The sequence below is a fragment of the Thermosynechococcus sp. Uc genome, assembly GCF_029335995.1.
Lineage (GTDB): Bacteria > Cyanobacteriota > Cyanobacteriia > Thermosynechococcales > Thermosynechococcaceae > Thermosynechococcus.
This window is the reverse complement of sequence record NZ_JARJMS020000079.1, coordinates 1-12,903: the sequence shown is the minus strand read 5'-3', so window position 1 is coordinate 12,903 and position 12,903 is coordinate 1. Positions and strand designations below refer to the sequence as shown.

The 12,903-nt window shown below is 53.0% G+C and carries 15 protein-coding genes and 1 pseudogene; 6 read left to right on the top strand and 10 right to left on the bottom strand.

Annotation, left to right across the window (positions count from 1 at the left end; genetic code table 11):
- The 8 genes from P3X23_RS08830 to P3X23_RS08795 all read right to left on the bottom strand — a co-directional run.
- The coding region (locus P3X23_RS08830; protein WP_367186577.1) for a metal-binding protein at positions 1-675 on the bottom strand (675 nt) is incomplete at its 3' end.
- 43 nt (positions 676-718) lie between these two features.
- Positions 719-2,509, bottom strand: a complete 1,791-nt coding sequence (locus P3X23_RS08825; protein WP_300875585.1) for a serine/threonine-protein kinase — start codon at positions 2,507-2,509, stop codon at positions 719-721.
- 49 nt (positions 2,510-2,558) lie between these two features.
- Positions 2,559-3,263 (bottom strand): tetratricopeptide repeat protein, encoded by a 705-nt coding sequence (locus P3X23_RS08820; protein WP_300875583.1) that lies wholly within the window; start codon positions 3,261-3,263, stop codon positions 2,559-2,561.
- Positions 3,264-3,398: 135 nt separating this feature from the next.
- On the bottom strand, positions 3,399-3,881 hold the full coding sequence (locus P3X23_RS08815; protein WP_300875580.1) for a 2Fe-2S iron-sulfur cluster-binding protein: 483 nt from the start codon (positions 3,879-3,881) through the stop codon (positions 3,399-3,401).
- 50 nt (positions 3,882-3,931) lie between these two features.
- Entirely contained in the window at positions 3,932-4,603 is a 672-nt protein-coding gene (locus P3X23_RS08810; protein WP_300875577.1) for a V4R domain-containing protein, read from the bottom strand.
- 56 nt (positions 4,604-4,659) lie between these two features.
- On the bottom strand, positions 4,660-5,145 hold the full coding sequence (locus P3X23_RS08805; RefSeq protein WP_300875574.1) for a phycobilisome protein: 486 nt from the start codon (positions 5,143-5,145) through the stop codon (positions 4,660-4,662).
- 9 nt (positions 5,146-5,154) lie between these two features.
- Positions 5,155-5,730: a hypothetical protein gene (locus tag P3X23_RS08800; protein WP_300875566.1), complete on the bottom strand. Its 576-nt coding sequence runs from the start codon at positions 5,728-5,730 to the stop codon at positions 5,155-5,157.
- Positions 5,711-6,448, bottom strand: coding sequence for a V4R domain-containing protein (locus tag P3X23_RS08795; RefSeq protein WP_300875564.1), 738 nt, complete (start codon positions 6,446-6,448; stop codon positions 5,711-5,713). Before P3X23_RS08795 ends, P3X23_RS08800 begins: the two co-directional genes overlap by 20 nt.
- 461 nt (positions 6,449-6,909) lie before the next feature.
- Between P3X23_RS08795 and P3X23_RS08790 the strand changes: the two genes are divergently transcribed.
- On the top strand, positions 6,910-7,074 hold the full coding sequence (locus P3X23_RS08790; protein ID WP_300875561.1) for a hypothetical protein: 165 nt from the start codon (positions 6,910-6,912) through the stop codon (positions 7,072-7,074).
- A gap of 29 nt (positions 7,075-7,103) precedes the next feature.
- On the top strand, positions 7,104-8,303 hold the full coding sequence (gene larC / locus P3X23_RS08785; protein WP_300875558.1) for a nickel pincer cofactor biosynthesis protein LarC: 1,200 nt from the start codon (positions 7,104-7,106) through the stop codon (positions 8,301-8,303).
- On the opposite strand, the gene P3X23_RS08780 is transcribed toward larC, so the two are convergent.
- On the bottom strand, positions 8,295-8,513 hold the full coding sequence (locus P3X23_RS08780; RefSeq protein WP_300875555.1) for an RNA-binding protein hfq: 219 nt from the start codon (positions 8,511-8,513) through the stop codon (positions 8,295-8,297). The two genes, larC and P3X23_RS08780, sit on opposite strands and share 9 nt — an antisense overlap.
- A gap of 29 nt (positions 8,514-8,542) precedes the next feature.
- On the opposite strand from P3X23_RS08780, the gene dapF reads away from it, so the two are divergent.
- From dapF to P3X23_RS08760, 4 genes are read left to right on the top strand one after another with little or no spacing between them, the layout of a single operon-like run.
- Positions 8,543-9,403: a diaminopimelate epimerase gene (gene dapF, locus P3X23_RS08775; RefSeq protein WP_300875552.1), complete on the top strand. Its 861-nt coding sequence runs from the start codon at positions 8,543-8,545 to the stop codon at positions 9,401-9,403.
- A 7-nt stretch (positions 9,404-9,410) separates the two neighbouring features.
- The gene (locus P3X23_RS08770; RefSeq protein ID WP_300875549.1) at positions 9,411-10,310 is read left to right on the top strand and encodes a hypothetical protein; all 900 of its coding nucleotides are present in this window, start codon (positions 9,411-9,413) and stop codon (positions 10,308-10,310) included.
- Positions 10,307-11,026 (top strand): peptidase, encoded by a 720-nt coding sequence (locus P3X23_RS08765; RefSeq protein ID WP_300875546.1) that lies wholly within the window; start codon positions 10,307-10,309, stop codon positions 11,024-11,026. Before P3X23_RS08770 ends, P3X23_RS08765 begins: the two co-directional genes overlap by 4 nt.
- On the top strand, positions 11,019-12,134 hold the full coding sequence (locus P3X23_RS08760; RefSeq protein ID WP_300875543.1) for a DUF819 family protein: 1,116 nt from the start codon (positions 11,019-11,021) through the stop codon (positions 12,132-12,134). The genes P3X23_RS08765 and P3X23_RS08760 overlap by 8 nt, the downstream gene beginning before the upstream one ends.
- Here P3X23_RS08760 and P3X23_RS08755 read toward each other — a convergent pair.
- Positions 12,126-12,903: pseudogene (locus P3X23_RS08755) on the bottom strand (class I SAM-dependent methyltransferase); the annotation flags it as partial. The gene P3X23_RS08760 and the pseudogene P3X23_RS08755 overlap by 9 nt on opposite strands.

Genomic DNA, 12,903 nt, shown 5'->3' with positions numbered 1-12,903 from the left:
GGAGGGCGTGGTTGCCCGATAATGGCGCAGGCGTTGGAGAATTTCATCTTTGGTTTTGCCCCGCAACTGAAAAAGTAAAAAGGGGTCTTCGTTGAAGTACTGCCCGAGTAAATAATAGACGGCGCCAATATGTTTGCAGGGATTCACCGGGTCTGGGCAGTTGCAGCGGCTGTGGATGTCAAATTTGGTAAAGGGAAACAAACTCAGTCCGGCTTGGGTAAAGACTTCTTCAATACTGGGGGGCAGCTCACCCGCTAGGAGCTTCGCGGCATAGAAGGCTTTTTGTGCCATGCCATCAATGACGTATTGCCACTGCTCTTCACTAAAGGCATCCAAATGAAGTTTGACGTGATAGGGTTCAGGAGCTGTGCCTTGTACTTGGGCATGGACTTGGTTGCCTTTGAATTCCAACGTGAGAACCCGTCCTTCGCGCACATAATTGCGTGCCCGCTCTAGCCGTCGGCGCCAGCCAAAGGACTCTAGTACACCAATCCAGCGTTCACTCCACCAATGTTGACGCCCTTGGACACTGTCGCGATCGCTCACCTCAACGACGGGTTCAGAGGCCAGCGTTGTCGTCGTTGCATCAAAAGGGGGGGGAGGTAACTGCTGCTTTTGCTTTTGTTTGAGACTGGCAGCTTTGCGGGTAATTTTGAGAATCTGGGGCTGTTTCATGGGTCAAATGCCACAGCTATTCCTTCTATCATAGGCTGCTGGTCTAGAGGATGAGATCAATCTCCCACGTGGTTATATCCCATGTTTGTAAGACATACTTGTCTCGGTGGTGGCGAATTAACCAAAGGTGGCGATCGCCCGTAAAGCCGAGGCCATAAATCTCCTGTTCGCTTTCGGCCGTGCCGACAATTTCACCGCTGTGGGTCACTAAATTCAAACGATGACGACCCGCCACCACGTAGCCCCAGGGCGTGGCACAGAGAAATTGAGGACGAAACCGCAGGCCCAAGCGTTGAACCCGCCAAGGCCGCAAATGTAAGAGCATCAACAGGGGCTGCTGCGGATGATCCTCAAACGCTGCGAGTTGCCATGGCTGCTGATGGGCAGGGGTGAACAATGTCAGGTGGGCAGGTAGTTGGGTGTATAGTCGCCAGTGTCCCCGGCGGTCGAAGAGTTGAAAATGGGTGATGGAATGCTCCGTTTCAGGATGCTGGGAGCGACCAATCACTAGGCCGTAGCGACGATTGAAAAGGAGCGTCTCCACGAAAGTCTGTCCATGCCATTGACAACGGAGAGTCCGCTGCCCTTGACCATTGATGAGTTGGAGATGAAGCTGTAATTCCGCTGCTGCACTCTCAATCTGGGTTTCTGCACACCAGTAACCAGTGGCGTCAATGGTCAAGCGGTTCAAGGTGGAGTGAAGACGACAGCCTAAGGGAATAAGCTGGTCGTGAATACAGAAAAGCTGGGGTGGCAGCACATTGAGTCGCAGCCAAGCACTCACTTCACCGCCATAGAGTTGAAGCGGCAACGGTGGTAGCGGCCATTGCCCCATCTCTTCTGGCACAGTCTCCCTAGCTTGCCAAGCCCAGAGGCGATCGCCCACCACTCCGTAGAACTTGGTGGCCGTACTGGCAACCTGTTGGGGCGGTATTGCTAAGGAATAACCTTGGGGTTCCCCCAGCCAAACCGCCGCCGGCGCCTTGGAAAACAATAGCGGCTGCTCATGACGCTCTGCTTCGATAACCTCTAGGGCTAATTGCACAGCCATCGTCATTTCCGCTGCACTTTTATACCGTCGCTGCGGTAATTTATCCAAGGCTTTAGTAATGATGCTCCGCACTAGAAAGGGCAGCCCCTCAGGAAGGGTATAGGGACGGCTGAGGTGGGCAGCCATGAGTTCAGCAGGTGTGCCGTGGAAGGGGCGATCGCCAACAATCATCTCGTACAACAGGATGCCCACCGCATAAAGATCCGAAGCGGGTATCGTTTGACCGTAGAAACGCTCCGGTGCCATATAGGCAGGGGATCCCGTTTGACCACTGCCTTTGACATCCTCAATCAGCCGCGCAACGCCAAAGTCAGACACCTTTGCCTGCCAACCCGTAGCAGTCACCTCCAGCAGGATATTTTCCGGTTTGAGATCGCAGTGGAGAATGCCGCGATGATGGGCATAGGCTAGGGCTGCGAGAACATCCAATGTCAGGCGCAAAGCGGTGGTCAGGGGTAAAGCCTGTTCCTGTTCTAGGAGCGATCGCAATGTCCCCCCCGCACAATAGTCCATCACCAAACTACGGCTGACTTGAGCGCTATGGCGCAAGCGAATGTAGTCAATCGCCTGACAGCCCACCACATGGGGATGTTGAAGCGTCAGCAGAAAATTCAATTCCCGCAGAAAGCCACGGGTCAGCAATTGCCGCTCGTTGAGCACCTTGATTGCCACGAGGTCACCCGACTCACGATTGACAGCCAGATACACTTGTCCGTACTGACCCTGACCGGCTAGATCTACTAGCCGGTAACGGGAGATTTGGGCAGCATGAGCCGTGGCCAACAACAAGCCTCAACCATTAAGAAAAACAGTTCTCAGATTGAATCGTCCTTCAGGAGAAGAGGATTTCCAAGGGTACCTCGTTATTTTCCTGTTCAATACTACCCACTTCATGGATGCGCTTGGCCAGATCCCGTGCCCGCTGATAACTGCTAATGTCCCCTTGTTCAAAAAACAGCTTCGCCGCTGTGCGCAGATCTTCCACTGCGCCCTTGCGATCGCCAAGGGTCGAGCGGGCAACACCGCGATTGTGGTAGGCCTTGGCATAGTTCTCATTAATGCGAATGGCCTCGGAGTAGTCAAGAACTGCCGCTTCGGCGTCTCCGAGACGCTGATGGGTCAGTCCCCGATTGTAGTAGGCCTTGGCATGGCTGGGATCCACTTGAATGACTTGGGTATTTTTCTCAATCTGCCGCAGATAATCCAACACTTCTTCGATTTGCTTTTGCTCTGTGTTGAGAATACGGGTGTAATCGTGGAGATGCTGTGTCCCTTGGTTGAGTTGCATCACCTGTTTCTGTACATCCTCAAGGCGATCGCGCACCTGGGCAAGGGCAAGGGTAAGGTTGCCCAACTCTGACTGCTGCTGACCTTGGGAGGCAACCAGTTCAGCAATTTTCGCCTCCTGTTGCCGCACAACGACTTGGAACCGATCATCTAGTTTTTTGCGATTGACTAAGTTTAAACCCACCGCCAACGAAAGGGGCAAAGGGGCGATCGCTGTCAAAATTGTCTGTTGAGTTGTCGCAGCCGCCACAGACAATACAACGCTTAACCCAGTTGCACCCCATTCTAGGGGGTGTAGCCCCCTAGGAGATGGCATGTCATAGGAGTTCAAATGACGGTCTTCCATAAATGGTGCCTCCCTGAGGATAAAAAATGAAGTGGTTGGTTAGGCATCCGACGTATTGGCGAGATATTGCCCCACCTGCACTTGGGTATCTTTCAACTGAGTAATCATTGTGCGGGTAATGAGCTTGCCCGCCTCCACCAAAACCCGGCCATCGAGGGGGTGCAAAATATCCTGCTCAGCCCGCCGCCCGATCAAAGACTCAATATCTTCAACGGCATTGACATACATCCCTGAGGGTAACTCCACCACCACCCCCGGCCCCAGTACCCGTGCCTGGCAAGCCAAGCGAGAGGTGGCATTTGCCGTTGTAATCACCTCAAGGGTACGTTGCTCCCGCTTATTGATAGGCGAAAGACTTTCCATCCCCTCCTTGATATAGACATGGCAGGTGGCACACAGTCCCCGCCCGCCACACTCCTTTAACACATGGAGTTCAGAGTCCAATAGAGCAGACAGCAAATTGTCATTGGTATTAATCGTGGTTTCCCGCGAGATGGGTTCAAGTTTGACAACTTTGGCCACTGCTCTGTTCTCCTTTTAATCACGCATAGAGAGTTACTTTAGGATCATACTCAAGCAACTTGGGTGCGACATAGCCGTTCCATAATCGTGTCATGATCCTGTCCCTCTTGCAGCCAAGCCTTGGCCGGCTCGACCCGCTCCCGCAAGCCCAAGACAAAAAGGTTATTAGCTGCCCCTAGGGTTTCACAGGCCGTTTGAACACAGTGGAGATCGCGCCCCGTCAATTGGCTAAAGAAAGCTTCTAAAATCCCAGCTTCGGCAGCACATTGGGGCTGACCCGTATTTTTAGGAGCCGCCGCCGCAAAGGGAGAATCCCACGTTTTCACCACCAAAAAGCCCTGCTGGTAAAAACCCACATCTAGATCGATGGTACCCCAGCCATGGGTTTTCCAACATTCCTTGAGACATTGGAGAAACTCCACCATTTCCATTTCCGCAAGGGGACGGCGATAGTACTCACTGACCTCTGCGACAAAGCGACGATAAAAGTTTTTACCCCACCAACGACCACAGTTAAACAGCACCACCCCAGTGGCCTGCCCCACTTCTTGATCCAGACCCGCATAGATGGCTTGGAGCAAAATATCCGGTAGCGCAATCAGGCGGGCGCCTTTGCGGTTTTCGATAAGACCTGTTTCAAAATCCCCCTGAACGTAGGCATCAGCCGCATAGTAATTGCCAGGGATGACCGGCTCTTTGAGCAAATCAGCAACGGAAATCATAGAACATCCTCATGCGTAGGCGTAACAAGTCATTTCTAGAGATTGAAGACCACGGCTTAGGATTGAACAGAGACCACCGCCGGCAAGCCCACAAGGGTGGCTTGGGCCTGATCTAAAAGCGGCAAAATCAAATCCTGCTCGGCCTCAGTGAGCATTTCCTTCAGACGGGCACTGAGAAGCTCGTGGCAACTGCTCCATAGGGTTTGGGTTTGGTGGGCATTGACCACTTCTGTGAGCCACTCAAGGAGCCGATGCTGCAAAAACTCGGGGTTATTTAGGAGCATTGCCATGGCGGCATAGCGCAGCAGGGCGATCGCTTGACGCAATACTTGCTCAAGGGTTTGGGGATTTTCGGTGGGATATTTCTTTTGCAGGGTGTCGGCCACGGGTTGAAAGATTTCAAGTTCATGATCCCGCAGAAATTCATAGGTGCTCAACCGCTGCTGGAGTGACTCGATGTGGTGGCGGAAGACTTTGATGTCCACATTGCTGAGGTAGTTTTCTTCGGCTTTGTAGTAGAGGTTCATTAATTCGGTGTGCATAGGGGGCTCCTAAAACAGATTTGATAAGTCTGAGAGGGTGACTTCGGGTTCTACGGGCATAGGGGGTAGGGGTTCCACTTTGCTCACTTGAGCAATCACCGGTTGGCCTGCCCAAGGAAGATGGGCACAGAAGTCTTTGACGGATAGGCGCCAGAGGGATAGGCTCGGCTCAAGGGCAATGGCTTGATCCGGACGGCCTTCCCAATTCAGTTGGCGGAAGAAGGTTTCTACAGACCATGCCGCCCAAGGGGTAGCAGGGGCAGCAGGGGGCGGAGCTGCAATTTCCTCCGCTGTGGGTGGAGACAGGGGGGGCACGAGGACGCCAATCCCTTCCCAGTTGATGCGACCAAAGAAGTCTTTGACGCGGTAGCTGGGCCATTCTGTAGAACCAGTGGGGGCGATCGCCCCTTTGACCTCAAGACCAAGCCAGTTGACCCGCTGCCAAAATTCACCCACTTTCAGGGATTGCCAATTGAGTACCCCAGCTCTCGCTACCGGCTGCTGGCGCACCAAGCCCAACCAGTTGACGTCCTCAAAAAATTGAGTAACGGCTTGCTGTTGCCAATTACCGTTTCGGCTTTTCATAGACCAGTTCTCCACTGCGGAGCCGTTTTTCAATATCCTTGGCGGAGGCTCCTTCGTTTTGCCAGAAGGCAGCAGCATCAATACGATCCTGCTTACCGAGAAGGAATTTGCAGTAGGTTTCTCCCAAAGCGTAGCACTGGATTTCAATACAACTGAGTTCTTTTTGAATAAGAGCACTAAAGAAACCGGCAAAGAGTCCTGCGTAGAGGTGGCACACGGGTCGGCCCACATCTCCTAAAGTGCGTGCCACCGCCGAGTCAAAGATGTTGATGAACATAAAACCGTGTTTTTGCTCACTGAGATCGACTTCCCAGTTGCCCCAGCCTTGGGTCGTGCAGGGCCACCACCAAGCTTCAAGAACATAGGGGAGCCGCATTTGCTTGATCCCCTGCTCATAGCCATACTCGGTGGGAAACCACTGTTGGAAAAAGTGAGCATCGCGCCGTCCCCATTCTTCACCAATTTTGTACATAACGACGCTGGCGGCAGGTCCTACTTCCTCTTCAAGGCCTTCAATAAGGCCAATGATGAAATCTTCGGTCACCAGGAGGTTGCGGGCATTGTTCCAATCGCTGTAGGTACCGCGATCGCTATCGAATTGAAAGAAGTCCCAAAAAGCGTAGTGATGGTGGCGTTTTGGGTATTTTTTGCGGAGGAGATGATCCACACCGTAGCGATCGCCGGTGGCGGCTTGGGGGCGGGAACGAGTCATAGTCATAGAGCGACTCCATCAAATAGGATAAATAGGATCAAGGATATCGACAAAGACAATTGGAACCTCAAAAAAGCATAGGTTAGAAAAAATGAATTGCATTAAAAGACAAAAAAACAGGTGAGAGCTGAACTTTTTGCCGCCACAGTATTACTGCCTAAATCATGACGGATCTTCCTCTGAAGAAGCAGAGATTCTTAACTGAATTTAGTAATTCTGTTACTACCCTTAACGTTTAATCTAATGTTTCATCTAGGGAATGACTCTTGCAATTCTCTGCCGTAGAAATACGGATTTCTGGGGGCTAGATGTAGTCCAAAATACACGCTCCTCTGAAGTAAAAAGCACAGGTGCGGACGTTTCAATAAACATTCGACAATACAATTTGTTGGCTTTTTGGCCGGTGTTGGCTGACTCAGCAAATTCCGCCGAGCCCTCTATCGCGTGGCTCCCATTTTCAGTATTCCATGGCACTGCATGGCCAACGCCGAGGGCAAGATCTGCTAAATTACAGCACTAGCACTTGGAAACAGGAGCCGCGGCAGCCCTTAGCCACGGTGAGTGACGACTGCATCTCCCAAAGGCTTACGGAGATCACCGCCGCCGCAGGAATCGCCTACCATAGTTCTTAACTGCTGTGCCGCGGAATCTGTAATCACTTATGAATGTAGCTTACTTTGACTGTCCTGCCGGGGTGGCCGGGGACATGTGTTTGGGTGCCCTCCTTGATCTGGGGGTTCCCCGCGACTATCTCCAAAGCCAATTGGCAAAGTTAGGGATTGGTGAGGAGTTTGAGTTAACCACGGAAACGGTGCAACGCAAGGGACAGCAGGGACTCAAGGCGGAGGTGCGTTTGCGCGATCGCCACTCCTATCACCATCGCCACTGGCCAGAGATTGCAGAGCAAATCTGCGCCGCTGACCTACCCAATCGTGCCCGCGACTGGAGCCTCAAGGTTTTTGAAACTTTGGCGATTGCCGAGGGAGCCGTGCATGGCATTGAGCCGGAAAAAGTGCATTTCCATGAAGTGGGGGCAGTGGATGCCCTTGTGGATATTGTCGGCACCTGCTTGGGGTTGGATTATCTCGATGTTAGCTACATTTACTGCTCGGCTTTACCCACTGGGGGCGGAACGGTCAAAGCCGCCCATGGGCGGCTACCAGTCCCCGTTCCTGCTGTCTTGCAACTGTGCCAAATGTACCGAGTCCCCCTCTATAGCAACGGCATTGAAAAAGAACTGGTTACGCCCACAGGCGCCGCCTTGGTCTGTGCGCTGAGTAAAGAATTTGGAGCGCCGCCAGCAATGACCCTACAGCGGGTTGGCCTTGGTGCCGGCAGCCAAGAGTTGCCCCTGCCAAACTTGTTGCGTCTCTGGCTGGGAACGCTGCCGAACTCAGCAGAAACAACAACAGCAAAAACCATTGTTGAACTGCAAACTCAACTGGATGATATGACGCCCCAAGCCCTCAGCTATACCCTCGAACAACTCTATGCCACCGGTGCCATTGAAGTCTTTTGTCAACCCATTACCATGAAAAAGTCGCGTTTGGGGGTTTTGCTTACGGTGTTGTGTCCCCCTAGTGCTGAGACCGCCTGTGTACAGACCCTCTTTCGGGAAACCACAACGCTGGGGCTACGGCGGCAGGTGCAAGAGCGCTATATCCTTGAGCGGGAAATCAAAACCATTGCCACTCCGTTTGGCGAGGTGCGGGTAAAAGTGGCTGCGCACCAAGGGCAGCGGCTCAATGTCCAACCTGAATACGAAGACTGTGCCGCCCTTGCCCGTCAGCACCAGTGCCCGTGGCAGGTGGTCTATCAGGAAGCCCTAGCAGCAGCGCAGCGGCAGTGGCCCCTAGGCTAGCTTGGGTTTAATAAAGACAATGGCCTGCTTCCAAATAATTGTGGCTTGATCATAGTGATCGACAACACACAGGCAATTTGCATCCTGCCAACGCACTTTACCAACGACCAGATCACTGGTGCTGAGCTTGACTTCAACCTCGGTGCTATCTTTAATGAAGGTCTGTAACTGGCGAATGCTGGGCAGTGCCGTATTGAATTCGTCGGTCATGGATTTCCCTCTCGTACCTTTTCAATTCTATGAGCCTATCTTTTCAGAAGTATCAAGGGTTAGGTAACGATTTCCTGCTCATTGACAATCGCCATCAGGAAGAGTTACTCCTTACCCCCGAAGATGCTCAGCACTGGTGCGATCGCCACTTTGGTGTGGGTGCCGATGGCGTCATTTTTTTGCTAGCAGGCACAGGGGATACCGACTACCGCATGCGGATGTACAATGCCGATGGCTCAGTGGCAGAAATGTGCGGTAATGGCATTCGCTGTCTGGCCAAGTTTATTTTTGCCCTTGAGGGGCGCGCCCTCGGAGAAGTTGTGCGCTATCGCATTGACACCCTTGCCGGTTTGATGGTGCCAGAGGTACAAGCGGATGGTCAGGTGATGGTGGATATGGGCAAACCGCAACTTTTGGCGCAGCAGATTCCCACCACCTTAGCAGCCGCAGATCAAAAGGTGATTAATGCCCCCTTAATGGTGGGCGATCGCCAGTGGTTGGTGACGTGTGTGAGTATGGGTAATCCCCACTGTGTCACGTTTGTTGAAGATGTTGCGGCGGTTGATTTGGCAAGTATTGGCCCGCAGTTTGAACATCATCCCGCTTTTCCCCGGCGTACCAATATTGAATTTGTTCAAGTGTTGGGGAGCGATCGCCTGCGGATGCGCGTGTGGGAACGGGGAGCGGGCATTACTCTTGCCTGTGGCACAGGCGCCTGTGCCACCCTTGTCGCTGCTGTTTTGACCGATCGCCTGAGTCCTGCGGAGAATCAAGCCCAAGCAACGATTGAACTGCCGGGGGGGAACCTCCATATCCGCTGGGATTTGCCTAGCCAACATCTGTATATGACCGGACCTGCCCTCGCAGTCTTTAGCGGTACCTTGCCCTAGGTGAGCTATGACCCGTCGGCGACAACTGTGGTATTACCCTCTTTTTCAGATTCCCTTCATTCTTTTTACAGGCTGCGTCCTGCTGGCGCTGCTTTTCTCGCTGTTGAATTGGGGGCGCCCTAGTGTCGCCGTTGTCCTCTCCCTTGACCTCAGTGGCAGTACGTTTAGCAATCATCCGTTGCAATTTAATCAACCACAAACGGTGATGGCGCAACAGGTCAGGGCTGCCAAACTCTATCTTCAACGTAACCAACGGGATCTGGCAAATCCCAACGAAGTCATGATCCACGGTTTTGGTTGGAATGTAGTATTTCTCACGCCCCGCTTTGAAACCAATAGTGACCTGCTACTCACCCAACTAGATCAAGCCCTCAATCGCAGTGACTTGCTCGCCCAAGTGGATCTGAGTGCAACCAATCTTTCAGGGGCGATCGCCATGGCCACCCAACAACTCCAACTCATTCCCAATCGCTGCCGGGAACTACTCCTAATTACTGATGGTGAAGCCTCTGTGGATGCGAGTGTTGTTGCCCATGCCCGCCAACAGCGGGTAAAGATCAATGCCATCGTTATCGGGGATCATGCTCCCCAACTGGCCGCCGCTACTCAAGCTACCGGCGGGCAATACCGCTCTGCTCCCGTAGCCATTCTCGAAGAACTAGTCGGTCAAACCTTTTTTGAGGGCTTCAACAGCAATGCCCGCTGGCCAATCTTTTGGGGCGGCATGGCCGTCATATGTTTCATGTGGCTCCTGGTGTTACCCCTAGATCGCTGGATTTTACAGGGGTGGTTCCATCTGCCCATGAATTTAGCAGGTCAAATAGCTTCTAGACAGTGGCAATTCCTCTCATTCTCTAGCGATTTCCGGGCTGGCCCTTTATACCAACCTGTTGAGGAGCAAGCATGAAGCGTAGGTGGTGGGTCTGGGTGTGCGTTGTTGCCCTAGGACTGATCCTAGGAGGCGCCCAAGGAAAGTGGGAGTCTTTGGCAATCACAGCAGACTTCACGCGCCAAAATATCCAACTGCCACCGGCAGTGCGCTATCCGCTGCCCCCTTCCTTGGCTCAGATTCCCGCCAAAGGGCCGGATTATTTTGATGAAGTTCAACCCGTAGAGGTGGGCTATTTGCTCTGGACTGAGTTCCCAATTACTGTTGCCATTGAACCGCCGCCATGGGATCCGAACCATGTCTGGCAAACAGCAGCAGAGCAGGCGGTACGAGAGTGGGCGGCCTATTTGCCCCTAGAAATTGTTGATTCCAGTTTGCCAGCCAATATCCGTCTCCTCTCGCAACGACCCACGGAGCAAAACAACCGCCGTGCCCGCTTTGCTGAAACCAGCTACGACCTCTTTGTGGATGACCAACGGGTTCTGCGCCATCGCTGCCGCGTCGTGGTGCGTCCCAGCCAAGCTCCCAAGTTTGTCCTTGGAGCACTGCGCCATGAACTGGGTCATGCCCTCGGTATTTGGGGACATAGCCCTTTACCGACTGATGCCCTCTATTTTGCCCAAGTGGCCGATCCGCCGCCAATTTCGCAGCGAGATGTGAATACCCTGCGGCGGGTCTATGAGCAACCGACACGCTTGGGACAGCGCTTACCGGAGTTGAGACCCCATGGATGAGTCTTTGCCCCTGTGGGGCATCCTATTGACGCTGACGGCTTTGGGACTGTGGCTAGAGCATCGCTTTCGCTGGGCAGCACACTTGGGATCTTCACTGATCATTTTGATTTTGACGGCTATTTGTGCCAATTTGGGTGTGATTCCGCGGCAATCCCCAGTTTATGACGTAATCTACGATACGATCACCTCGTTGGCGATTGTCTGGCTGCTGCTGTTAGTGAATTTACAAGATGTACGGCGCTTGGGGCGATCAGCGCTGTTGGCCTTTGGCATTGCCAGCTTTGGCACCTTGGTGGGCGCTCTTCTTGCAAGCGTGCTATTCCACGGTCAGTTTCTTGGGGATACCCCCCCCTTGGCGGGAAGCTTGGCGGCCAGTTATATCGGCGGCAGCCTCAACTTTGTGGGTGTCGGGCGTGCCCTCAACCTTCCGGGCCTGCTTTTTAGTGCGGCCACAACAGCGGATAATCTCCTCACGGCCATTTGGCTGACAACCACCCTGAGTCTGCCCTCACTGCTAGCGCGTGTTTATCCACGACGGGACGAGGGGGAAGCAGTTAAAGTTATACCCCTGCCCACCACTTCAGCGATCGCTCCTTTAGATTTAGCCATTCTCCTCAGCTTGGCCGTGGCTACCTTGGTGCTGTCAACGGCACTGCATCAATTTTGGCCGTTGATTCCCACGGTGGTCTGGCTCACTACCCTCAGCTTGGCATTAGCGCAATTTAAGTGGACGCGCTATCTGCGGGGCACGAGTGCCTTAGGGATATTGGGTCTCAATCTCTTTTTCACGGTCATTGGTGCAGGTACCCATGTGCCCTCCTTGATGTCGGTGGGACTGGAAATGATTCTTTTTACCACCGTCATCGTTTTGACCCACGGTCTTGTGACATTTAGTCTTGGGGCACTCTTGAAGTTGGATGTGGAACTGGTTGCGCTTGCCTCTCAAGCAGCCATCGGCGGACCCACCACAGCCATTGCCCAGGCAACCGGTCGGCATCAGCCCCAATTAATGGGGGTAGGGATTACATTGGGAGTGGTTGGCTACGCGATCGCTAACTATATGGGACTGGCACTTGCCCAAGCTCTTAGCTGGATTGGCCTAGGGTAGGCTGACCAAGACAAACAAACTTGCTTCCAAACGAGTCAGCAGAGCCTGCAGGTGTTGCCGTGCTACCCTTGGCTCAATAGGTTCAAGCGTGAGAGGGTTGAGGGGTGCCAAGCGTTGATAGCGATCGCACAACTCTGGAAAGGCCAAGGGCTGATCAAATAGGGGCAGCAGCGTCGCCAGCCCAAGCGGATCCACATAGGTGGGTACCGGACTAGGGAAGGACATAAACGTGCCCAAATCCACAATCATGCGGTCATTCAAGTACTCTAGCCATTTTTCCTTAATTGTTTCCGTACGCAGTTGCGGATGTAGATAAATCGTACTTTGATTCCACTGCTCCTCAGACCATTCTCCTAAGTCAGATACGGTGGCACGGGGTTGCGGACTACACCAAAAATCCAAGAGCCGATGCACTGGATGTAGCAGCTCATACATCTCCAACTGTACTGACTGCGGCACATCGGGTAAGCTCAGCGCCAAAAAGGTGGGCAGGTTTTCTGGGTCCTTGAAGAGATCCACCAGATTCCAGTGGCGCCAGTTAACCATGGAAATAAATTCTAGACCAGCTGTCTTTAGGTATTGAAACAGTTGAGGAATGGTGCTGCCTTTATCTCCCACTAGGAGATGGTTGGCCAAGAGAGTCTCATTGCTCTCCTTCTGCTCATAGCGGAGGTTCCACGCGCGGGCTTTGAGATCCACACCATCCTTGAGTTCTCTCATGATTTCGCGGACAATATCCATTTCCATTTCTTCGGGATTGTCGTCCATC